Genomic DNA, 23,921 nt, shown 5'->3' with positions numbered 1-23,921 from the left:
CACTCCTTCTTTTTTTCATCGTTACGATTGATACATACCAAAGCTTGCTAGCCAAGCGATAAATACCGTTGGTGCACCTGTTAGGAATCTTCCATAAAGTACTGCTGGTACACCAACTTCCACTGTTTCTGGTTTTGCTTCAGCTAATCCAAGACCAACTGGAACAAAGTCTGAAGCTGCCTGAGCGTTAATTGCAAATAAAGCTGGTAAAGCAAATTGTGGAGGAATATTACCTCGTCCGATTTCCACACCAATTAGAGTACCTATAACCTGTGCGATTACAGCTCCCGGACCCAAGAAAGGAGAGAAAAGTGGGAACGAAACAATTGCTGCGAGAATGATTAAACCCCAGACACTTCCACCAAGTGGAGTTAGTACGTTTGCAACTACATCACCAATACCAGATTCTAAAATGATACCAATTAACATGGCAACGAAAGCCATAAATGGTAAAATGGTTTTGATTACAGTATCAATTGCATCACGCCCTGCTTGATAGAGTACAGACATAACCCCACCCATGAGTTGTCCAACTTTTGCAATCATTCCACCGTTACGTTGTTCGCTAATCTTTTTGGAACTATCATATTTATTACTTACAACTGCTTCCTCTTTCACCTCTTCTACTTTTTCTATATTTTCAGTAGAGCTAGTAACATCACTAACTGATTCTGTATCTTCCACCACAGATATATTTTCCGGTTTGACAGCGGAAACATAAATATCCTCTGTTATAAAATCTCTCATTGGACCACTCTTTCCAGTAGCCATAACATTTAAAGTAGGAATCCGCTTTTTAGGGTAAAGTCCGGCACGTAATGTACCACCACAGTCAATAACAACAGCTGCCATTTCATCTTCTGGAACACTTGTTTTAAAACCATCTACTAACTCGGCGCCACTTAATTCCGCAAACCTTTTGGCCACTGATGAAATCGTACCACCAGTAATGTTAACGATTTTATTCTTTTTCTCATTAACAGGAATAATTAATGGTCCACCAAAGCCACCCTGGCCTTTAGTTACTTTTAACGTTTTATATTTTCCCATTGATTATTCCTCCTTTCCTTGTTCTAAAGTTGTAGCTAATTTAATTCCTTGCTTTTTCTCCATATACGTTACACACATATCTGTAATCCAACCTCTAAACATGTTCGTTACAATACCAACTAATAAATAACGAAGGGCTAAGTCTCCAGTTGATAAACCTAATTGTGTAATACCTGCTGCAACCCCTAAGAAAACGAATAATTCACCCGGATTTACGTGTGGGAATAAACCGTTCATAGAATGACATGAATAACTTGATGCCGCATAATAACCAGGTTTATACTTCTCAGGTAAGAAACGACCTAACGATAATGTCATCGGGTTTAATAAGAAAAATGTACCTACGAAAGGTAATACAAGGTATCTCAAGAAAACATTTTTAGAAGAGGCCATTGCTAACTTATTAACCTTATCCTCCCCTACAAAAGCTACAATTGCGTTCATTGCAACCATTAACACAATAATTAATGGAATAATATCGGTTACAAATCCCATAAATGTTTCTGCTCCACGTTCAAATAGACCAATGAAGCCTTCAGCTGCACTAACTAAAAAATCCATCTTGTTATTCCCTCCTACTTGAAAACTTATTTATTACTAAAGCTTGATACTAACTTACCGAAAGGACTTTTTTGTTGTGGAATTTCCTCTCCCTTTTCTACCTTCTTATAAATAAGAACTGCATCATCAAATGCCTTTTTTGTAAAACGGTCCATTTTGTTATAAACCTCTGGATCTATTTTTAGTAAATTTTGTCCTTCTAAAATACTAAAGTCTTTAAATTTGGCAAAAATGGACATTCCTTGCATTTTTTTAGCTGTTTGAATTCTATTTCTTTTATCAATACCCATTAATAGCACAACACCAGTACGAAATATCCCTTTGGATCTACCTATAGATACACGTCCCTTTTTTCTTAATTCAGTATAATGAGTATTGAAGTTTTTAATTTGTCCTGCACCTAATACTGTTTGTAGTATCCAAGCGGCCATAATACCGACCATAATTATCAAAATTCCCATGTTCAATAACCTCCAATACCTGAATTAAATTGATTCACATATTCCCAGTGCAGTCTCTTCATTTGTTACAAGGGTATTAATAAGCTTTCCATTCATTGCTCCGATAATGGATTGAACTTTTTCTTTAGAATATGCCACACCGATGGAATATCGTAATTCCTTTAATTTCTCTAAGCGGATTGCTATGGTTCTTTCTGAAATAGAGGATTGTATCACTTCCCCTTCTTTGGTATAAAAGCGAGAACAAATATCACCGATTGCGTTATGTTCTCTTAGTTCCAATTTTTCGGAATCACCTAGGAATCCTGACCAAACCATATTGGAAGAACTTATTTGAGCACCAATACCAACTAGGGCTACAGTTACCTTATCCCAAAGTTCAAGTATTTCTTTCATAAAGGTTGATTGTAAAATTTCCTTTGCAGTTTCTTCCGATTCGTAAATTGCTGCGGCATTAATAAAATGTGACCTCCCATTCAATGCACTTGATAACCTGAGAGCAATAGCGTTTACATGATAATCTGATTTCATCCCTCCAGGTCCACCGACTAATGGGACACATTCTATTTTTTTCGGCTTTAATTCATCTAATTGATGAATCATATTTCCTAATGTTGTACCCCATGCTACACCAACAATATCATCATCGAGAATAATTCTGTCTAATAACGAACCACAGGCTTTTCCAATGCTTTTCATTTTATCTTGATTACTTTGATTTTTATAAGAAGGGACAACAATGACCTCTTTCATTCCAAAATGTTTCGCAATCTTGTCTTCCAGGTCAAATAATGCATCAGAGCTACTTTGGATTTGTATTTTCACAATTCCTTTATCCTGTGCTTTCTTAAGCATTCTCCCGATTGTTGTTCGATAAATTCCTAATTCTTTAGAAATTTTAGCTTGGGTATAACCTTCTTCGTAATAGAGTTTAGCAATGCGATATAGTAATCGCTCCTCTTCCCAGTTCATTTTTCCCTCCACTAATTTTTCTATTCGTTTCACCATTGCACAAATGAGCAAACCGTATAACAAATGAGCAATATGAAACTGTTTACAATAATAGTACCATTGTCGAATTTTGTCAATAAGAAAATAGCAAATTCGATTTTTTTTGTAATTGTGATAGACTTTATATAAATTTTAGTTTGATTATAAGTACAAAAGTAATGTAAAAAGGGAAGGTAGATATTATGAAGGGTTTAGTTTTTTTTGATTTAGATGGAACACTTTTAAATAATAAATCTGATGTCGACCCCGATGTCATAGAATTAATTGAAACGCTTAAAAAGAATGATTATGAACCAATTATCGCTACTGGTAGAACCATTTTTGAGATCAAACACGTTATGGAAAAGACAGGAATTTCATCTATCATTTCTATGAATGGTCAACTTGGTATTTACCGTGGGAAAGAAGTCTTTGAAAAAACAATGGATGTTGAAGTTTTAAAAAGACTAAAAGAAATGGCACTTTCTAGAAATGAACATGTAGCTTTCTATAATGCCGATAGAATTGGAATTACAGGCCATAATGATACAGCAAGAAAGGCTTATGAATTAATACATGAACCAGTCCCAGCCATTGATGGAAGTATGTATGAGAAGGAAAAGATTAACATGGTCTTAGTTTTATCCGAAACAGGCGATAAAGAATATGTGAAGGCATTTCCAGAGCTTTCATTTATACGAAATGGTCCTGCTAGTATGGATATCATTCCAAAGGGTGGTTCAAAAGCTGCGGGAATTAAAACCTTCTTGGAAACTCTAAAAATAAGTGGATTACCTACTTACGCTTTTGGTGATGGATATAATGATATTGAAATGTTCGAATTAGTGGATTATGGTATCGCCATGGGAAATGCAAGAGAAGCATTGAAGGAAAAAGCATCCTATGTTACAGAAACGAATATGAATAACGGAATAGAACAAGGTTTAAAACATTATCATTTAATTTAGGTATGTCGAAAATTCGCCATAATTTGACAAGGTTCTTATACTTGTTATTTTTAGAATAGTTGTAGTATTATAGTTTGCTATAAGGGACTTTTTTTAAACGTTTTTGTCGAAAAATGATGGAATTTGCGATAAGAGAAAACAATAATATATTTTTATAGGAGTAGATATCACATGATTCAAGGAATAGCAGCATCCCAGGGAATTGCAATTGCAAAAGCATATCGTTTAGAAACACCAGATTTAACTTTTGAAGCAAAAAAAATAGATAATCCTGAAGAGCAAATACAACGTTTGGAAGATGCATTAGAAGTTTCCAAACAAGAACTCGAAAAAATTAAAGCCCATACATTACAACAATTAGGTGAGGAACATGCAGAGATTTTCTCAGCTCACCTTTTAGTTTTAAGTGATCCGGAACTAATTAATCCAATGAAAGATAAAATTACCTCAGACCTTGTACTTGCCGAACAAGCACTTGATGAAGTAGCAAACATGTTTATTGATATGTTTAAAAACATGGATAATGAATACATGCGTGAACGTGCAGCAGACATTCAAGATGTGACAAAACGTGTAATGGCGCATCTATTAAACGTTACCTTTCCAAATCCTGCATTAATCGATGAAGAAGTTATTGTTATTGCAAAGGATTTAACACCATCAGATACTGCACAATTAAATCGTGAGTTTGTAAAAGGCTTCGCAACAGATATCGGTGGACGTACATCACACTCTGCTATCATGGCAAGATCATTAGAAATTCCAGCAGTGGTTGGTACAAAGAATATTACAGAAACCGTAAAACAAGATGAAATGGTAATCATCGATGGTTTAGACGGAAAAGTGATTGTTAATCCATCCGAAGAAGAGTTGGTGACCTATCGCGAGAAACAAGATGCCTATGCAAAACAACAAGAACAATGGGCTAAATTAAAAAATGAGCCAACCATGACAAAAGACGGTTCACATGTAGAGTTAGTAGCAAACATTGGTACACCAAATGATGTAGAAGGTGTCATTAATAATGGTGGTGAAGGTGTTGGACTTTACCGTACAGAATTCCTTTACATGGGTAGAAGCGAATTACCTTCTGAAGACGAACAATTTGAAGCATATAAATCTGTGTTAGAGCAAATGGGTGATAAACCTGTTGTTGTGCGTACATTAGATGTTGGTGGGGATAAGGAATTAGCTTATCTTGATTTACCAAAAGAAATGAATCCATTCTTAGGCTTCCGTGCCATTCGTTTCTGCTTAGAGAATGAAGATGTATTCCGCCCACAACTACGTGCATTACTACGCGCTAGTGTTTACGGAAACTTAAAAATCATGTTCCCAATGATTGCTACGCTTGAAGAATTCCGTCAAGCTAAAGCAATTTTACTAGATGAAAAAGAAGCCCTTCTTAATGAAGGAGTTAAAGTTTCAGATTCCATTGAAGTAGGAATCATGGTAGAAATTCCTTCCACCGCTGTTATAGCGAAACAATTTGCGAAAGAAGTAGATTTCTTCAGTGTAGGAACAAATGACTTAATACAGTATACAATGGCTGCTGACCGTATGAATGAGCGTGTTTCTTACTTATATCAACCATACCACCCAGCTATTTTGAATCTGGTAAACAATGTAATTGAAGCAGCACATAGTGAAGGAAAATGGGCTGGCATGTGTGGGGAAATGGCAGGAGATCCAATCGCAATTCCAATCTTACTTGGATTAGGATTAGATGAGTTTTCTATGAGCGCAACATCCATCCTACCAGCACGTACCCAAATCCGTGGTTTATCCAAAGAAGAAATTGCTTCCTATAAAGAAGAATTGCTATCCATGGCAACAGCGGAAGAAGTAGTTAACTTTATTCAAGAGAAAACAAAATAAGAACGAAAAGCGTGAGAGCCTTTAATTAGGTTTTCACGCTTTTTTATCCCACCTAAACGGGCAGTAAGACTTCCACCTCAAGCCTCTGGAGAAACAAAGAAGTTAGGTGGGAAATCAACTGTCTGTAAAGCTCCTAACCATCAGTGAGATATGAAGAACCCTCCCACTGATGCAAGTGTTCTTTATAGTTATTTCTGATAACCTGCATCTACCTTTTATTATTCTTATTTCGAAATAATAAAATTAGTAATAAACCGGAGCCAAGACCAATCACTCCACCTAGTTCTACAGAACGAAATAAAATGCCTAACCCGACCCCGATTAATAAACAAACTAAGAAAAGTAATCCAATAAATGCATCATTCATTCCTTCACCTCCACGTTTTGCCTATACCATTACTTTATTCTTTCTATATAAAATTGGTTCGTTTTTAAAGGTTGTACAAAGGCCTGGAACGTTACACATTTAGGCGAGCTCGGTCCTTTTCATCCTCCTTTTCAAACTCACTTTTAGAATTTTTACAATATCAATCATTTTTAAAAATTCATTGTTGCTATATTCCGCTTCTCAAGGTTACAATATATTAAATATATAATTTATAAGGAAATATATGAGGTGATTCTGTGGGGAATAAAGTATCTATTGGTTTATTAGGTTTGGGTGTAGTTGGAACCGGGGTAATTAAAATCATTAAAGATCATCAAGAGAAACTTGTTCATCAATTGGGATCGGACGTACAAGTGAAGAGTGCGTTAGTTCGCAGTTTGGACAAGGAACGTGATGTTAGCTTAGAAGGGACATTGCTCACTACTAACCCAGATGATATATTAAATGATCCGGAAATTGATATTATCGTTGAAGTTATGGGTGGCATTGATCAAACCCGTGAATATATATTAAAAGCATTTTCTACAAAGAAACATGTTGTTAGTGCAAATAAGGACTTAGTAGCACTGCACGGTCCGGAACTGCAAGAAGCTGCACGTAAAAACAAATGTGACTTCTATTACGAAGCAAGTGTTGCCGGTGGTATCCCAATATTAAGAGGTATTACTGAAGGGTTATCTTCCGACCGTATAACTAAAATAATGGGGATAGTTAACGGAACAACAAACTACATTTTAACCAAAATGGATAAAGAAGGTTCGAGCTACGATGTCGCTCTTAAGCAAGCCCAAGAACTTGGTTTTGCTGAAGCGGATCCGACCGCTGATGTTGAAGGTTTAGATGCAGCGCGAAAAATGGCGATTTTAGCACGATTAGCTTTTTCAATGGATGTTGATTTAGAAGATGTTAAAGTTAAAGGAATTTCCAATATTTCTTTAGATGACTTAAAATATGCCAATAAATTAGGGTACACGATGAAATTAATTGGTAATGCTGATTTTAAAGATGATAAAATAGAAGTAGATGTTCAACCAACCATGTTGGCAAAAAATCACCCATTGGCAAGTGTAAATGATGAATTTAATGCCGTTTATGTTTACGGGGATGCAGTAGGCGAAACCATGTTCTACGGTCCTGGCGCTGGAAGTCTTCCTACAGCTACCGCTATCACATCCGATGTCGTTTCGGTTATCAAAAACATGTTATTAGGTGTTACAGGCTCGCAACACCTTGATCCTCATTTTGATAAACAATTAAAAACAGCCGATAAACGTTTTGGACAGTATTATGTAAGATTACACGTAAAAGATGAAGTAGGAGTATTCTCACGTATATCTGCATTATTTAATGATTTAAATATTAGTTTCAAACGAATTTTACAAAACCCAATTATAAAAGATGAAAATGCAGAAATTATTGTTGTTACACACCAAACATCATTAGAAAACTTTCAAACTGCATTAAATCAATTAAAAGACCTTGATGCTGTTATTGAAACAAAAAGTTATTACAAAGTTGAAGGAGATGCTGAAAAATGAGTTGGCAAGGTTTACTACATGAATACAGAGATTTTTTACCCGTAACAGAAAAGACACCTAAACTTTCATTGCATGAAGGGAATACACCATTGATTCACTTTGCTAACTTATCAGAGCAACTCGGAATCGAACTATATGGAAAATATGAAGGACTTAACCCTACAGGTTCTTTTAAAGACCGTGGAATGGTTATGGCCGTGGCTAAAGCAATTGAAGAAGGAAGCCAATCTGTCATTTGTGCTTCTACCGGGAATACCTCTGCTGCAGCCGCTGCATATGCAGCAAGAGCCGGCATCCGAGCTGTTATTGTTATCCCTAAAGGAAAAGTAGCACTTGGTAAACTTGCACAAGCCGTCATGTACGGAGCGGAAATTGTTGAAATTGATGGAAACTTTGACGAAGCATTAAAAATGGTTCGCGAAATTAGCAAAACTTCTCCAATTACACTTGTTAACTCGGTAAATCCGTATCGTCTAGAAGGGCAAAAAACTGCTGCATTTGAAATTTGTGATACATTAGGTTCAGCACCTGATATTCTAGCAATTCCAGTTGGTAATGCAGGTAACATCAGTGCATACTGGAAGGGATTCAAAGAATACAATGACAAAAAACAAACTGGTCTTCCTAAAATGTTTGGATTCGAAGCTGAGGGAGCTGCGGCTATCGTGAATGACAAAGTAATTGATCAGCCGGAAACAGTTGCAACCGCCATTCGTATTGGTAACCCAGCAAGCTGGAACTTAGCTGTCAATGCAAGAGATGAATCTAACGGCATGATTGGATCCGTTACTGATGAAGAAATCTTAAAGGCATTTAAACTCATTGCTAAATCAGAAGGAGTTTTTGCTGAACCAGGATCATGTGCTTCCATCGCCGGTGTTCTGCAACAGGTAGAGAAAGGTACTATTGCTAAAGGTAGCAAGGTAGTTACGGTTCTAACTGGTAATGGCCTTAAAGATCCACAGACAGCAATTGACCAAATGGAAATTAACCCAGTATCTTTACCAAACGATGAAAAGGCTGTGAAAGAATATATTGAGTCTGTGGTGGGAGTATGAAGTCATTTCAAATCTCTGTCCCAGCAACATCGGCAAATGTAGGACCAGGATTTGATTCGATGGGACTTGCGTTAAAACTATACTTGACTTTACAGGTTGAAAAGTCAGACCAGTGGGAATTTATACCCGCCTCTGTCCCTAACTCTGACATCCCTTATGAAGAGAATTTCATATACAAGATTGCAAAACAAATAGCGGAACGTCATAATAAAACACTTCCCCCATGCAAGGTAACAGAAATAAGTGATATTCCTTTAGCAAGGGGACTTGGAAGTAGCGCTTCTGCTATATTAGCTGGTATTGAAATTGCCAATCAAGTTTGTCATTTAAATCTAAGTGATGACGATAAATTACGTTATGGTACAGAAATAGAGGGTCATCCGGATAACATAGCACCCGCCCTATTTGGCGGATTAGTCATATCTACGGATTTTGGTGAGGAAATCGTCCATATGGACCTACCTAATTTGGAATTGGATACGGTGGTATACATTCCAAATATAAAATTAAAAACGGAAGCATCAAGGAAAGTACTTCCAGAAGCATACCCAATGAAAACCGCTGTAAAATCTAGTGGGATAGCCAATCTCGTAGTAGCAGCATTGTTACAAGGCGACTATACACTTGCAGGACGCATGATGGAAAAGGATTTATTCCACGAACCATTTCGGAAAGAACTTATTCCAAATTACGATAAAATACGTGAAGATGCAAAAGGTCTAGGTGCTTATGGCACTATTTTAAGTGGAGCTGGGCCAACTATGATTTCCTTTGTACCAGCTGGACAGGGTACAACTATTGCAGGGGCATTGCAACAAATATTGCCTGATTATAATGTTAAAGCCTTGAACATGTGTACAGAAGGTTTACAGGTTTTTTATCAAGAATAATCGAGAGAGGAAAACATTGTTTTTCCTCTTTTTTTTGTTCATAATAAAATTATCTTTATGTTTCAGAAAGGAGTTTCATGATGAATCAATCATTTGAAGCACTAGTTGTTGACAAACAAGAAGATACATTCTTAACAGAAGTGAAAACATTATCCATAGATGATTTACCAAAAGGAAACGTTCTAATCAAAGTGCACTATTCCGGTGTGAACTACAAGGATAGTCTAGCTGCTATTCCAAATGGAAATATTGTAAAATCTTATCCATTTGTTCCAGGAATTGATTTAGCAGGTGTAGTAGTTTCCTCAGAAGACGATCGTTTTAAAGAAGGCGATCAAGTTATTGCCACAAGTTACGAAATCGGGGTATCCCACTTTGGTGGATATAGCGAGTATGCTAGAATTCCATCTGAATGGATCGTTCCCCTACCAGATGGATTGAGCCTAAAAGAAGCAATGATTATTGGAACTGCTGGATTCACAGCGGCTTTATCTGTTCAGCGATTGTTAGAAAACCGTTTGAAACAAGAAAATGGCAAAGTCCTTGTTACAGGTGCTACCGGTGGTGTTGGAAGTTTCGCTACAGCCATCTTAGCAAAACTAGGCTTTGAAGTAGAAGCTAGTACAGGAAAAGACAGTGAGCACCAATACTTAAGAGACCTTGGCGCATCTTCCATTGTATCACGGGAAGAAGTGTATGATGGAAAGATCCGTTCACTTGGCAAACAAAAATGGGCAGCTGCTGTGGACCCCGTTGGTGGTGAAGTTCTAGCTTCCGTTCTAAGTAATATTCAATATGGGGGCTCTGTTGCAGTAAGTGGGTTAACTGCTGGTAATAAAGTTCCAACAACCGTTTTTCCGTTTATTCTTCGAGGCGTTAACCTCCTTGGAATAGACTCTGTATTTTGTCCCATGGAAACACGTGTAGATATATGGGAGCATCTAGCGTCTGATTTTAAACTAAACAATTTAGATTCCCTTGTACAGCAGGAAATTACCTTACAACAGCTCCCTGATGTTTTACCAACCCTTTTGAAAGGCGGAGCACGTGGGAGAACCATTGTTAAATTATAACTATCAAAGCGATTAGAAAACTGGCATTCGCCTAACTTAAGCGGATGCCAGTTTTCTAATTAAATAACAGGATAATAAGCTTCATACCTTGGATTGCAGTAATATGGTGGTCTGTTTCCTATCATTGGCAATTCAAACGGCTTTTGGTTTTTATTATAATATACTGCTACCTTTTCATTAGATTGATTGATTAACAAATATTTAACCTCAGGATTATAATAATACTTCACAACATCCCTCCTAACATTCATCTTTCTTACACAGTATTCGAAAATTAACTAAAGTGAGCACGTACCTTCTATTCAAGCACAAGTATCGCCCAATCATCATAAATTAATCTTAACGTTTAACTATAGGAGGAAAGATAATGTCCAATGATAAAACTAATAATCAAGATTACCCTTTGTACCCGAATTACGGAAAAATCACGAAGTATGAGGATGTTGCGATTACAGTACCTGAACAAAGGCAATACTTCCAGCCTGGGGTAGAGAGTCTCATGGTTCCGCAACCAATTATAGAAAACCCTAATTATAAAGGTAGTGGGAAATTAAAGAATAAAGTAGCTCTTATTACTGGCGGTGATAGTGGAATCGGAGCAGCTGCAGCTATTGCTTTTGCGAAAGAAGGAGCAGATATTGCGATATCCTATTTAAACGAACATGAAGATGCCCATCGAACAAAGAACAGAATTGAAGAATTAGGACAACGCTGTCTAACACTGCCGGGAGATCTTCGGGAAAAACAACAATGCGTTCACATTGTTCGTAAGACAATAGAAACATTTGGTAAACTCGATATTCTTTGTAATCATGTAGGAATTCAATTCCAACAATTAAGCTTATTAGATATTACGGATGAACAATTTGATGATACATTTAAAGTCAATGTGTATTCCCATTTTTACACAACAAGAGAAGCACTTAAATACTTAAAAGCCGGAAGTTCCATTATTAACACTTCCTCTGTCGTTGCATTCGATGGAAATGATCAACTCATCGAGTATTCTGCAACGAAAGCAGCTATTGTTGGGTTTACACGTGCGTTGGCAAGAAATTTAGTAAAAAAGGGAATCCGGGTAAATGCTATTGCTCCTGGGCGAATATGGACACCTTTAATACCATCTAGCTTTTCCGCTGATCAAGTATCTCTTGCGGGTAACCCTATGGATCGCCAAGGTCAACCATTTGAACTCGCCCCAGCCTTTGTGTATCTTGCCTCAGATGATTCAAGATTTGTAACAGGTCAAGTTCAACACGTAAACGGCGGCCAAGTCTTTGGCTAAAGAGCAAAAATGAGCCCTTCTGGGAGCTCATTTTTGTATCTAGCCCATTAATGCCGTCATTAATGCCTTTTGTGCGTGTAGACGGTTCTCTGCTTGTTGGAAGACTACAGAATGTTTTCCATCAATAACTTCTGCAGTAACCTCTTCTTCACGATGCGCTGGTAAGCAATGCATAAAAGAGACATCCGACTTCGCTAAAGATAAAAGTTCTTTATTTACTTGATATCCCTTAAAGGCTATTTCACGTTTCGCTTGTTCTGCTTCTTGCCCCATACTTGCCCAAACATCTGTATAAATGACATCAGCATTTACTACTGCTTCTTTCGGGTCTTCCATTACACTTATCATTGCCCCATGTGATTTCGCGATATGTTGTGCTCTGGCTACAATGGTAGGATCAGGCTGATAACCTTGAGGTGCTACGACAGTTAACTCCATTCCCATCAAGGCTGCACCAATCATAAGGGAATGAGCCATATTATTCCCATCACCTATGTATACCATTTTCACACCATTAAGTGCACCTTTTACTTCTTTAACCGTTTGTAAATCAGCAAGAACTTGGCATGGGTGATAGGTATCAGTTAATCCATTAATAACTGGGATACTAGCATATTTAGCCAATTCGTCTACCACTTTTTGTGAAAACGTACGAATCATCATTCCATCTAAATATCCGGATAAAACTTGAGCAGTATCAGCAATCGTTTCCCCTCTTCCAATTTGGATATCTTTAGAGGAAAGAAAAATCCCCATTCCACCAAGTTGATAAATACCAGCTTCAAAAGAAACCCGGGTTCTAGTAGACGACTTTTCAAAAATCATTCCTAACGTTTTCCCTTTTAAAGGTTCAAACGTAATCCCTTTTTTTCTTTGATCCTTTAAATAGTCTGCTAAATCTAATAGATAATTTATTTCATCTTTTGTATAGTCAGCAAGTGTTAAAAAGTCACGTCCATGTAGTTCATGATTATTAAACGTTATTTGATTGTCCTTAGTTATCATAAGGTTCCCCCCCAAATTCATCTCTATATGAATTATTATGCATCATTAGGAATAAATATACAATACCTATTCTATCATTTTTAAATTATTTTTATTTATAGGAAATGCTAAGAAGCCGTAACAAATTATTGTTACGGCTTCTTATGCTATAAACAAGACTTGTTCTCCCACCTCCCTCCTTTGTTTCCCCAGAAGCTTGAGGTGGGAGTCTTACTGCCCGTTTAGTGGGATAACTTTTCCAAAATAACGACCTTCAAGTAATTTCCTTGTGGGAAATTCCGATCAACTTGAAAATCGCTTGGCAAGCTAAATTCCTCTAAAATCTTATATTTTGTCTTACTATCCTTAAATCCTTTATCTATAAACCCTTTGAATTTCTTCATACTAAAAGAAGCATTGTTTGTGGACGCAACAATGATTCCACCTTTTCCCGTAATGGCAATTGTATCTTTTATTAAGGACGGGTAATCCTTCGCAGTACTAAACGTTCGCTTCTTGGAGCGAGCAAAACTCGGCGGATCTAAAATAACTAAATCAAATACCAAATTCTTTCGGTTTGCATATTTAAAGTAATCAAACACATCCATCACAATGATGTCTTGTTCTTCAAAATCAATTCCATTCGTACTGAATTGTTCAATTGTTTTACTTTTACTACGCTTTGCCAAATCCACGCTTGTTGTTTTCTTAGCTCCGCCTAAAGCAGCCGCTACAGAAAAAGCCCCTGTATAAGAAAAAGTATTTAACACATTTTTCCCTTTAGCATATTTATCACGAATAATCTTCCTTACATTACGTTGATCAAGAAATATCCCCACCATTGCACCGTCATTTAAATAAACAGCATAATTCATTCCATTTTCTTTCACAATGATTGGAAATTCTCCCCGTTCCCCTTTCACAAAATCATCATCATTGATATATTTCCCTTTTGTATCAAAACGTTTTTTCTCATAAATTGCTTTGTACTCTCCGATTTCGTCTAATACATCTATAACCGTTTCTTTAAAAGAGTAGGCGCCCTCACTATACCAATTAATGACATAATAACCGTCATAATAATCAATAGTGATGCCACCAATTCCATCTCCTTCCCCATTAAATATACGGAACGCATTTGTATTTTCATCCTGGAAGAATGCTTTCCTTTTATCGATTGCATTCGAGATTTTCTTTTTGAAAAAGGAAAAATCTATATTTTCATGTTGTTTATCGGATAATACCCAACCTAAACCTTTATTTTGTTTTCCATAATAACCTTTAGCAATAAATTTTCCATTTGGTTCTACTAAATGAATGATGGAGCCTTCCTTTTGAATATCTTCTGAGTTGATAATCGTATCCTTATTGATTAATGGAAAATGTCTTTGATATTGATTGATATAACTAGCTTTCACTTTTAATTCTATTGGTTTCATATTTTCATCCTTTACCAGCCTTTATTCTAAGTATACCCGTTATAGTCATAAAAAACCTGAGTAACCACTATGCTTGTTACTCAGGTTTTACCAATTAATTTAAAACTTCTTTAAGAGCATTAAGGAAAAATTCATTCTCCTCTTTCGTTCCAATCGTCACACGAACATACTCTGGTAGACCCCAGATTTTTCCGTAGCGTACAATGACACCCTTAGCTAATAGTTCATTGTATAACTTTTCAGCATCTGATCCTAATTGTAATAAAATAAAATTACTCATTGTTTCTACATAATTTAAACCTAGTTCAGAAAATGCTTGATAAAGCTCTTTTGCACCAGAAGCGTTCGCCTCTTTAGAAGCATTCACATGGTCCTCATCTAGAATAGCAGCCTTTGCAGCAGCTTGTGCTATACTGTTCACATTAAATGGTTCTTTTACTTTTAAGATTGTTTGAATAATTCCTTCCGAGGCAACACCAAACCCAACGCGTAATCCAGCTAAACCATATATTTTAGAGAATGTTTGTAGCACTAGAACATTTTTACCAGTCTTTACAAATTCAATTCCATCCGTATAATCTTCAGCTGTTGCGTAATGACTATATGCACCATCAAAAACTACTAATACTCTTTCCGGTACTGCATTTAATAGAGTTTCCAAATCAGCTTTTGCTAAATATGTACCTGTAGGATTATTCGGTGAACAAATATAAAGTAATTTTGTCTTATCTGTTATAGCATCTACCATTTTTTGAACATTAAACTGAAACCCTTCGTCAAACGGAACGGGAACAACAGTAGCTCCCATTAGGTCAGCACCAAAGTCATACTCGCTAAACGATGGGGATGGTACCACGATTTCATCTCCTTCATCTAAGAAGGCTTCCGATATTAAAGTAATCAATTCATCCGCACCGTTTGTAACAATAACTTGTTGTTTGGAAACATCTAATTTTCCCGAAATAGCTTCTTTTAATGCAGCCGTATCTGCATCTGGATAACGATTTAGTTCTGCTAATCTCTCAGATATTGCCGCCACACCTTTAGGTGACGGTCCTAAAGGGTTTTCATTAGAAGCTAACTTTACAACCTTTTCTAAGCCCAACTCTTCTTGTAACTCCCAAATAGGTTTTCCAGGAGAGTATGGTTTAATTTTTTCTAAGACTTTACGCGGTTTAACAGTCATATATGTATCTCCCTTTCTCAATTTCAATAACAAATTTAAGTAGATTGTTTCATTTAATTCATTCCATTATATAATATAAAGTTTCAATATGGTAGAAGAAATATTCTCAATTTATATACCCTTTTTTAAATATATGGTATTTCTCAAAGTCTTGAAGAATATTTTGACGTAATAATTTTTTTGCATCTTCTTGATTAGCCCAGTAGAAGTCGGTATGTTCATTTGATAGTGTAACTTCATCATTATCAGTACTACATAGGTAATGCAAAAAAATTAATTGTCTATCTGGGTCATCGTTGATGGTGGTTGCATATAAGATTTTCTCAGGAATGACTTTTAAGCCTGTTTCCTCTTCAATTTCTCGTATAAGCGATTCTTCTAATTCTTCGCCATTTTTTAGCTTTCCCCCAGCTAATTCCCATTCCCCACCTCCAAATTTATTATGTGAAGATCGTTTAAGGAGTAAAATTTCCCCATTATATATGATAAGACCTTTTACAATGACAACCATTTTCTTTTCCACTATTATACAACTCCCGAGTGTTTTTAAATGACGTGTTCAAAAAGGAGGATGAAAAGAAGCGCCGAAGTGTCATTTTCACCGAACTTTTTGAACAACCTCTTAAAGCTTTTCTATTAGCTGTAGCCTAAATTCTCCAACCTTATTCTCTTCATATAAATTCGTAATCGATGTTGAATAATTATAAATGACTGCTTGAAAGTCTAACTCCGCCTCCGGAATCTCTACACGAAAGTCATTTTTATAAAGTAGTGTAGTAATTTCATGATAGTCTTCACTTTTAACTTGAAATTCAAAGGAAATCAATATAGCTTCTTTTCCGTCTTTTTGTATGACATCTTTGGTAAGGTTCTCTACATGAAGTGTCCTATCATTAATTTTTACTTTAGCCATTTCATACATCCTCTCTTTATCCCATAATAAAAGATTTTGACTATTATTTGTAGAAATTCAACTTTCATGTGAAAGAAATTTTACGGTAAACATGCTAAGATAATAGTTAGAACACAATGATCAATAGGAGAAAAACAAATGAAAATTTATGTTGATGCTGATGCTTGTCCAGTAAAGGATATTGTCATTACGGAAGGAACAAAATTCAATCTTCCTGTCATTCTTGTCACTAGTTTCTCACATTACTCAAATGAAAGACAACCAAATGGCGTTGAAACTATTTATGTGGATACTGGAGCAGATTCTGCCGATTACCGTATTATGAAACTTGCTAAACAGGGAGATATCATTATCACGCAAGACTACGGACTTGCTTCCCTTGGTCTAGGTAAAGGTTGTTACGTATTGCATCATAAAGGATTTAGGTACAATCATGACAACATAGATCAACTTCTTCAAACTAGATATTTAAGCGCTATGGCACGTAAAAGTGGAAAGCGAACAAAAGGTCCGAAACCTTTTACGGAAGAAGATCGAATGAAATTCAAAAAACTCTTTGTAGAAACATTAAAGGAACTTTAGGTATTCTCATTCATCCTCCTCTGATGGTTAGTCAAAGTCAGTAGAAGAGAAGAGTAACACTTAGTCTATTTATAGGGATAATTTGATCTATAGAGGGCAAAAAATACGGGATATAAGTATAATATTTCTCCAACCATTTAATTAAAGGAAGAATAATTGAATCAATTAAGGGCTCCAAATTTTCAAAGGCAAATCTATTCTGTTAAATTTTAGTTAATTATATTATTAGACCGATTGTATTAATCATAGCTCATGTAACTCCTTTAAAATTAAACCAGCATCTAAAAAGGATGCTGGTCTTTTAAATATTATGTACTGATGGGTATTGATGGCAATTGTACATTACAGCTTTAGAGGCTTTAGTAACCTTTTTTAATTCCAATGGTTTTCAAACTATTTGCCCCTCTATTTTTTACATAACAAATTATACCGTTATTTAAGAAAATTGAAATTTTTGTAGAGACAAAATTATATACCAATTATGGAGACCACTTTCCTCTACTAAGGAAGCTCATGATCCCTACAAATTAAAATCTGCAATTATCTTCCCATTCTTCCTTTAAAATACCCATACGAATAGAATCATAATACTTCCCATTATACAATCTGCATTTTCGTAGACGCCCTTCAAGTTGCATACCAATCTTTTCTGCTACTCGGATCATTCTCTTATTTCCAGACCACGTAGCTAACCCTACTCTAACTAAAGGGAGTTCACCAAATAAATAATCAATCCATAGCTTTAAGGCTTCTGTGCCATAGCCACCACTCCAATAAATTGGATTATAAATACCAATTCCTACCTCTAGCCAATTAGATGGTCTATGTTCCCAATAATAACTTACCGTCCCAATTATTTTTCCATCTGTCTCAATAATTAATCTAGGTTCAACCTCATTTTGATTAGCAACTCTTAGTTTATTAAGAGTCTCACTTTTATAAGTTTCATATTCCTTTTTTTCTAAAGGAATATAGGGAGCATCCCATTTTTTCCATTCCGGATTTTCCTTTCCGTAAATAAGACGCCATAATATAGGTAAGTCATTTTCTTGAATGCTTCGGATTATAACTTTTTCACCCCGTAAAACTGTATCCCTGATCATAATATAGCTAGGTCTCCTCTCCTTTATTTCTATAATATATATAATATATACATTATATAACTTTAATTTACATAGAAATTCAATTGGAATTGAAACCCCAATAAACACTACCGTTTGCGGTTATTCTTAAAACAAAAAAAGACAAGATACAATTTTGCAATCATATCTTGTCTTTACATTATTGCCTGGCGGCGTCCTACTCTCGCAGGGGGAACCCCCAACTACCATCGGCGCTGGAGAGCTTAACTTCTGTGTTCGGTATGGGAACAGGTGTGACCTCTCCGCCATCGCTACCAGACAATTGATATTCAATTAGGATTTGTATCCTGAAAACTAAATAAGAGTAAATGAAGACATGAAAAGAATTTAGTTAAGTCCTCGATCGATTAGTATTTGTCAGCTCCACGTGTCGCCACGCTTCCACCTCAAACCTATTAACCTCATCGTCTCTGAGGGATCTTACTCATTTAAAATGATGGGAAGTCTCATCTTGAGGGGGGCTTCATGCTTAGATGCTTTCAGCACTTATCCTTTCCATACGTAGCTACCCAGCTATGCTCCTGGCGGAACAACTGGTACACCAGCGGTATGTCCATCCCGGTCCTCTCGTACTAAGGACAGCTCCTCTCAAACTTCCAACGCCCACGACGGATAGGGACCGAACTGTCTCACGACGTTCTGAACCCAGCTCGCGTACCGCTTTAATGGGCGAACAGCCCAACCCTTGGGACCGACTACAGCCCCAGGATGCGATGAGCCGACATCGAGGTGCCAAACCTCCCCGTCGATGTGAACTCTTGGGGGAGATAAGCCTGTTATCCCCGGGGTAGCTTTTATCCGTTGAGCGATGGCCCTTCCATGCGGAACCACCGGATCACTAAGCCCGACTTTCGTCCCTGCTCGACTTGTAGGTCTCGCAGTCAAGCTCCCTTCTGCCTTTACACTCTGCGAATGATTTCCAACCATTCTGAGGGAACCTTTGGGCGCCTCCGTTACCTTTTGGGAGGCGACCGCCCCAGTCAAACTGCCCGCCTGACACTGTCTCCGAACCGGATCACGGTCCTGGGTTAGAAGGTCCATACAGCCAGGGTGGTATCCCACGGATGCCTCCACGTAAGCTGGCGCTCACGTTTCTAAGGCTCCCACCTATCCTGTACAAGCTGCACAGACATTCAATATCAGGCTACAGTAAAGCTCCACGGGGTCTTTCCGTCCTGTCGCGGGTAATGCGCATCTTCACGCATCGTATAATTTCACCGGGTCTCTCGTTGAGACAGTGCCCAAGTCGTTGCACCTTTCGTGCGGGTCGGAACTTACCCGACAAGGAATTTCGCTACCTTAGGACCGTTATAGTTACGGCCGCCGTTTACTGGGGCTTCGGTTCTAAGCTTCGGGCGAAAGCCCTAACTCTTCCCCTTAACCTTCCAGCACCGGGCAGGTGTCAGCCCCTATACTTCGCCTTTCGGCTTCGCAGAGACCTGTGTTTTTGCTAAACAGTCGCTTGGGCCTATTCACTGCGGCTCTACTCCGTAGAGCACCCCTTCTCCCTAAGTTACGGGGTCATTTTGCCGAGTTCCTTAACGAGAGTTCTCCCGCTCACCTTAGGATTCTCTCCTCGCCTACCTGTGTCGGTTTGCGGTACGGGCACCTGTGACCTTGCTAGAGGCTTTTCTCGGCAGTGTGAAATCAGGAACTTCGGCCAGAAGGCCTCCCCATCACAGCTTGAAATGGCCAGGCGGATTTGCCTACCTGACTTTCTCACTGCTTGGGCGCACACATCCATCCGTGCGCATTCCTTATCCTACTGCGTCCCCCCATCGCTCAAACGGTCATGAGGTGGTACAGGAATATCTGCCTGTTGTCCATCGCCTACGCCTTTCGGCCTCGGCTTAGGTCCCGACTAACCCTGAGAGGACGAGCCTTCCTCAGGAAACCTTAGGCATTCGGTGAAAGAGATTCTCACTCTTTTTTCGCTACTCATACCGGCATTCTCACTTCTAAGCGCTCCACCAGTCCTCACGGTCTGACTTCACAGCACTTAGAACGCTCTCCTACCATTGTTCGTAAGAACAATCCACAGCTTCGGTGATACGTTTAGCCCCGGTACATTTTCGGCGCAGAGTCACTCGACCAGTGAGCTATTACGCACTCTTTAAATGGTGGCTGCTTCTAAGCCAACATCCTGGTTGTCTAAGCAACTCCACATCCTTTTCCACTTAACGTATACTTTGGGACCTTAGCTGGTGGTCTGGGCTGTTTCCCTTTCGACTATGAACCTTATCACCCATAGTCTGACTCCCAAGTTTAAGTATCTGGCATTCGGAGTTTGACTGAATTCGGTAACCCGATGAGGGCCCCTAGTCCAATCAGTGCTCTACCTCCAGTACTCATCATCTTGAGGCTAGCCCTAAAGCTATTTCGGAGAGAACCAGCTATCTCCGTGTTCGATTGGCATTTCACCCCTACCCACACCTCATCCCCGCATTTTTCAACATACGTGGGTTCGGGCCTCCAGTCAGTGTTACCTGACCTTCACCCTGGACATGGGTAGATCACACGGTTTCGGGTCTACGACCGCATACTAAATCGCCCTATTCAGACTCGCTTTCGCTACGGCTCCGTGTCTTCCACTTAACCTTGCATACAATCGTAACTCGCCGGTCCATTCTACAAAAGGTACGCCGTTACGCATTAACGCGCTTCGACTACTTGTAGGCACACGGTTTCAGGTACTCTTTCACTCCCCTCCCGGGGTGCTTTTCACCTTTCCCTCACGGTACTGGTTCACTATCGGTCACTAGGGAGTATTTAGCCTTGGGAGATGGTCCTCCCGGATTCCGACGGAATTCCACGTGTTCCGCCGTACTCAGGATCCACTCCGGAGGAAATTCTTTTTCGATTACAGGGCTGTTACCCTCTTTGGCTAACCTTTCCAGGTTGATTCATCTAAAGAATTTCTTTGTAACTCCTTGTGGAGTGTCCTACAACCCCAGAGAGCAAGCTCTCTGGTTTGGGCTGTTTCCGTTTCGCTCGCCGCTACTTGGGAAATCGCATTTGCTTTCTCTTCCTCCAGGTACTGAGATGTTTCAGTTCCCTGGGTGTGCCTCTTATGCCCTATGTATTCAGACATAAGTCCTGTTCCATTACGAACAGTGGGTTTCCCCATTCGGAAATCCTCGGATCTATGTTTACTTACAACTCCCCGAGGCATATCGGTGTTAGTCCCGTCCTTCATCGGCTCCTAGTGCCAAGGCATCCACCGTGCGCCCTTATTCACTTAACTAAGTTTACAATGAATAAGCGTGCTATTATATAGCCTTGCTTTAAAAATTGATGTCGTTTGTTTACTCTTATTTAGTTTTCAAGGTACAAAAATGGAGCCTAGCGGGATCGAACCGCTGACCTCCTGCGTGCAAAGCAGGCGCTCTCCCAGCTGAGCTAAGGCCCCTTGTAATTAATATAGAGAAATTACTCTCTCAAAACTGAACAAACAACACAATATGCTTCATCCAAATTAGGATGTTCCGTAATAATCCTTAGAAAGGAGGTGATCCAGCCGCACCTTCCGATACGGCTACCTTGTTACGACTTCACCCCAATCATTGGTCCCACCTTCGGCGGCTGGCTCCAAAAGGTTACCTCACCGACTTCGGGTGTTACCAACTCTCGTGGTGTGACGGGCGGTGTGTACAAGACCCGGGAACGTATTCACCGCGGCATGCTGATCCGCGATTACTAGCGATTCCGGCTTCATGTAGGCGAGTTGCAGCCTACAATCCGAACTGAGAATGGTTTTATGGGATTTGCTTGACCTTGCGGTTTCGCTGCCCTTTGTACCATCCATTGTAGCACGTGTGTAGCCCAGGTCATAAGGGGCATGATGATTTGACGTCATCCCCACCTTCCTCCGGTTTGTCACCGGCAGTCACCTTAGAGTGCCCAACTTAATGCTGGCAACTAAGATCAAGGGTTGCGCTCGTTGCGGGACTTAACCCAACATCTCACGACACGAGCTGACGACAACCATGCACCACCTGTCACTTTCGTCCCCGAAGGGAAATCCCTATCTCTAGGGAGGTCGAAAGGATGTCAAGACCTGGTAAGGTTCTTCGCGTTGCTTCGAATTAAACCACATGCTCCACCGCTTGTGCGGGTCCCCGTCAATTCTTTTGAGTTTCAGCCTTGCGGCCGTACTCCCCAGGCGGAGTGCTTAATGCGTTAACTTCAGCACTAAGGGGCGGAAACCCCCTAACACCTAGCACTCATCGTTTACGGCGTGGACTACCAGGGTATCTAATCCTGTTCGCTACCCACGCTTTCGCTCCTCAGCGTCAGTTACAGACCAGAGAGTCGCCTTCGCCACTGGTGTTCCTCCATATCTCTACGCATTTCACCGCTACACATGGAATTCCACTCTCCTCTTCTGCACTCAAGTCCTCCAGTTTCCAATGACCCTCCACGGTTAAGCCGTGGGCTTTCACATCAGACTTAAAAGACCGCCTGCGAGCGCTTTACGCCCAATAAATCCGGACAACGCTTGCCACCTACGTATTACCGCGGCTGCTGGCACGTAGTTAGCCGTGGCTTTCTGGTTAGGTACCGTCAAGGTCAGGTCAGTTACTACCTGACTTGTTCTTCCCTAACAACAGAGTTTTACGATCCGAAAACCTTCTTCACTCACGCGGCGTTGCTCCGTCAGACTTTCGTCCATTGCGGAAGATTCCCTACTGCTGCCTCCCGTAGGAGTCTGGGCCGTGTCTCAGTCCCAGTGTGGCCGATCACCCTCTCAGGTCGGCTACGCATCGTTGCCTTGGTGAGCCTTTACCTCACCAACTAGCTAATGCGCCGCGGGCCCATCTATAAGTGACAGCTTACGCCGCCTTTCAAACTTCTTATTATGCAATAAAAAGTATTATCCGGTATTAGCTCACGTTTCCGCGAGTTATCCCAGTCTTATAGGTAGGTTGCCCACGTGTTACTCACCCGTCCGCCGCTCGTTCCACTCTCTTCACCCCGAAGGGATCAGAAGAGATTCCCGCGCTCGACTTGCATGTATTAGGCACGCCGCCAGCGTTCGTCCTGAGCCAAGATCAAACTCTCCAAAAAAGTTTGTTTAGAATTAACATAATTAATTCTATCTCTTAGCTTTTAGAAGTGTTACCTTCTATTTTTAAAAGAAAACGAGTTTCTCTTATCTTAACATACTGGTTGTTTGTTCAGTTTTCAAAGAGCAATTAATTTCTCGCCGCTTATTTAAAGCAGCTTTATTAATATAACATAGTTCCTATTCGTTGTCAACAATTAATTCAAATTGTTTTTTCAACAGCAACTTTTATATTATATCAACCACCGAAATCTATGTCAACATTTTTTAAAAAGTTATTTTTAAAAGGAGCTAACTTTGATAACAGCAAAATTTATATTACTATTCTCTAACCAAAAAGTCAACACTTTTATTTCATATCTTTATATTAATTCATTAAACACGATACAAGAAGCTGATTATGCATATTTATAGAATGCTAAAGGAAAATATTGAATAATAGAAGGGGTTTAAAAATTTGTTTATAAGGA

At 39.0% G+C, this 23,921-nt stretch carries 20 protein-coding genes, 1 tRNA gene and 3 rRNA genes; 8 read left to right on the top strand and 16 right to left on the bottom strand.

Features of this window, described 5'->3' with window-relative positions; translation table 11 throughout:
- Nucleotides 1-21 precede the first annotated feature (21 nt).
- Genes srlE through MHI02_RS02685 form a run of 4 tightly spaced genes read right to left on the bottom strand, consistent with a single transcriptional unit; the run spans nt 22 to nt 3,044 of the window.
- Nucleotides 22-1,050, bottom strand: coding sequence for a PTS glucitol/sorbitol transporter subunit IIB (srlE, locus tag MHI02_RS02700; RefSeq protein WP_047185617.1), 1,029 nt, complete (start codon nt 1,048-1,050; stop codon nt 22-24).
- 3 nt (nt 1,051-1,053) lie between these two features.
- Complete coding sequence (srlA, locus tag MHI02_RS02695; RefSeq protein WP_047185618.1) at nt 1,054-1,611, bottom strand: PTS glucitol/sorbitol transporter subunit IIC; 558 nt, start codon at nt 1,609-1,611, stop codon at nt 1,054-1,056.
- A gap of 26 nt (nt 1,612-1,637) precedes the next feature.
- Nucleotides 1,638-2,072 (bottom strand): transcriptional regulator GutM, encoded by a 435-nt coding sequence (locus tag MHI02_RS02690; RefSeq protein ID WP_047185619.1) that lies wholly within the window; start codon nt 2,070-2,072, stop codon nt 1,638-1,640.
- A 24-nt stretch (nt 2,073-2,096) separates the two neighbouring features.
- Nucleotides 2,097-3,044 carry a sugar-binding transcriptional regulator gene (locus MHI02_RS02685; protein ID WP_047185620.1) on the bottom strand — a complete coding sequence of 316 codons (948 nt, stop codon included), beginning with the start codon at nt 3,042-3,044 and terminating at the stop codon, nt 2,097-2,099.
- A 221-nt stretch (nt 3,045-3,265) separates the two neighbouring features.
- Between MHI02_RS02685 and MHI02_RS02680 the strand changes: the two genes are divergently transcribed.
- Nucleotides 3,266-4,030: a Cof-type HAD-IIB family hydrolase gene (locus MHI02_RS02680; RefSeq protein ID WP_047185621.1), complete on the top strand. Its 765-nt coding sequence runs from the start codon at nt 3,266-3,268 to the stop codon at nt 4,028-4,030.
- A gap of 171 nt (nt 4,031-4,201) precedes the next feature.
- A complete protein-coding gene (ptsP, locus tag MHI02_RS02675) occupies nt 4,202-5,908 on the top strand; it encodes a phosphoenolpyruvate--protein phosphotransferase (RefSeq protein ID WP_047185622.1) in 1,707 nt (568 codons plus the stop codon).
- Nucleotides 5,909-6,116: 208 nt separating this feature from the next.
- Here the strand turns inward: ptsP and MHI02_RS02670 are convergent, their stop codons facing one another.
- A complete protein-coding gene (locus MHI02_RS02670; protein ID WP_167507328.1) occupies nt 6,117-6,275 on the bottom strand; it encodes a hypothetical protein in 159 nt (52 codons plus the stop codon).
- A 257-nt stretch (nt 6,276-6,532) separates the two neighbouring features.
- Here MHI02_RS02670 and MHI02_RS02665 point away from each other — a divergent pair, with 257 nt between their 5' ends.
- From MHI02_RS02665 to MHI02_RS02650, 4 genes are all read left to right on the top strand, one after another.
- Nucleotides 6,533-7,834 (top strand): homoserine dehydrogenase, encoded by a 1,302-nt coding sequence (locus tag MHI02_RS02665; RefSeq protein ID WP_047185623.1) that lies wholly within the window; start codon nt 6,533-6,535, stop codon nt 7,832-7,834.
- Nucleotides 7,831-8,892 carry a threonine synthase gene (thrC, locus tag MHI02_RS02660; protein ID WP_047185624.1) on the top strand — a complete coding sequence of 354 codons (1,062 nt, stop codon included), beginning with the start codon at nt 7,831-7,833 and terminating at the stop codon, nt 8,890-8,892. The genes MHI02_RS02665 and thrC overlap by 4 nt, the downstream gene beginning before the upstream one ends.
- Nucleotides 8,889-9,782, top strand: a complete 894-nt coding sequence (thrB, locus tag MHI02_RS02655) for a homoserine kinase (RefSeq protein WP_047185625.1) — start codon at nt 8,889-8,891, stop codon at nt 9,780-9,782. Before thrC ends, thrB begins: the two co-directional genes overlap by 4 nt.
- A gap of 80 nt (nt 9,783-9,862) precedes the next feature.
- A complete protein-coding gene (locus tag MHI02_RS02650; RefSeq protein WP_047185626.1) occupies nt 9,863-10,855 on the top strand; it encodes an NADPH:quinone oxidoreductase family protein in 993 nt (330 codons plus the stop codon).
- A 59-nt stretch (nt 10,856-10,914) separates the two neighbouring features.
- On the opposite strand, the gene MHI02_RS02645 is transcribed toward MHI02_RS02650, so the two are convergent.
- Nucleotides 10,915-11,085, bottom strand: coding sequence for a hypothetical protein (locus MHI02_RS02645; RefSeq protein ID WP_328150399.1), 171 nt, complete (start codon nt 11,083-11,085; stop codon nt 10,915-10,917).
- A 137-nt stretch (nt 11,086-11,222) separates the two neighbouring features.
- Here MHI02_RS02645 and MHI02_RS02640 point away from each other — a divergent pair, with 137 nt between their 5' ends.
- Nucleotides 11,223-12,140, top strand: coding sequence for an SDR family oxidoreductase (locus tag MHI02_RS02640; RefSeq protein WP_047185628.1), 918 nt, complete (start codon nt 11,223-11,225; stop codon nt 12,138-12,140).
- A gap of 39 nt (nt 12,141-12,179) precedes the next feature.
- Here the strand turns inward: MHI02_RS02640 and argF are convergent, their stop codons facing one another.
- From argF to MHI02_RS02615, 5 genes are all read right to left on the bottom strand, one after another.
- Nucleotides 12,180-13,145: an ornithine carbamoyltransferase gene (argF, locus tag MHI02_RS02635; RefSeq protein ID WP_047185629.1), complete on the bottom strand. Its 966-nt coding sequence runs from the start codon at nt 13,143-13,145 to the stop codon at nt 12,180-12,182.
- Nucleotides 13,146-13,366: 221 nt separating this feature from the next.
- Nucleotides 13,367-14,563, bottom strand: a complete 1,197-nt coding sequence (locus tag MHI02_RS02630) for a class I SAM-dependent rRNA methyltransferase (RefSeq protein ID WP_047185630.1) — start codon at nt 14,561-14,563, stop codon at nt 13,367-13,369.
- Between the two features lie 94 nt (nt 14,564-14,657).
- Nucleotides 14,658-15,749 (bottom strand): histidinol-phosphate transaminase, encoded by a 1,092-nt coding sequence (hisC, locus tag MHI02_RS02625; protein WP_047185631.1) that lies wholly within the window; start codon nt 15,747-15,749, stop codon nt 14,658-14,660.
- 106 nt (nt 15,750-15,855) lie between these two features.
- Complete coding sequence (locus MHI02_RS02620) at nt 15,856-16,272, bottom strand: NUDIX hydrolase (RefSeq protein ID WP_225344211.1); 417 nt, start codon at nt 16,270-16,272, stop codon at nt 15,856-15,858.
- 99 nt (nt 16,273-16,371) lie between these two features.
- On the bottom strand, nt 16,372-16,662 hold the full coding sequence (locus MHI02_RS02615; protein ID WP_047185632.1) for a DUF3219 family protein: 291 nt from the start codon (nt 16,660-16,662) through the stop codon (nt 16,372-16,374).
- 138 nt (nt 16,663-16,800) lie between these two features.
- Between MHI02_RS02615 and MHI02_RS02610 the strand changes: the two genes are divergently transcribed.
- Nucleotides 16,801-17,244 (top strand): YaiI/YqxD family protein, encoded by a 444-nt coding sequence (locus MHI02_RS02610; protein ID WP_047185633.1) that lies wholly within the window; start codon nt 16,801-16,803, stop codon nt 17,242-17,244.
- Between the two features lie 527 nt (nt 17,245-17,771).
- Here the strand turns inward: MHI02_RS02610 and MHI02_RS02605 are convergent.
- From MHI02_RS02605 to MHI02_RS02585, 5 genes are all read right to left on the bottom strand, one after another.
- Nucleotides 17,772-18,344, bottom strand: a complete 573-nt coding sequence (locus MHI02_RS02605; protein ID WP_257456603.1) for a GNAT family N-acetyltransferase — start codon at nt 18,342-18,344, stop codon at nt 17,772-17,774.
- Nucleotides 18,345-18,530: 186 nt separating this feature from the next.
- Nucleotides 18,531-18,645: ribosomal RNA gene (gene rrf / locus MHI02_RS02600) — 5S ribosomal RNA — on the bottom strand.
- 68 nt (nt 18,646-18,713) lie between these two features.
- Nucleotides 18,714-21,630 (bottom strand): 23S ribosomal RNA (locus MHI02_RS02595).
- Between the two features lie 92 nt (nt 21,631-21,722).
- A tRNA-Ala gene (locus MHI02_RS02590) sits at nt 21,723-21,795 on the bottom strand.
- Nucleotides 21,796-21,887: 92 nt separating this feature from the next.
- Nucleotides 21,888-23,453 (bottom strand): 16S ribosomal RNA (locus MHI02_RS02585).
- The 16S, 23S and 5S rRNA genes sit together here with 1 tRNA gene alongside, the layout of an rRNA operon.
- Nucleotides 23,454-23,921: the final 468 nt, after the last annotated feature.

The organism is Oceanobacillus sp. FSL K6-0118, assembly GCF_038006665.1.
Taxonomy (GTDB): Bacteria; Bacillota; Bacilli; order Bacillales; family Amphibacillaceae; genus Oceanobacillus; species Oceanobacillus caeni.
This window is presented reverse-complemented; position numbering and strand designations above follow the sequence as displayed.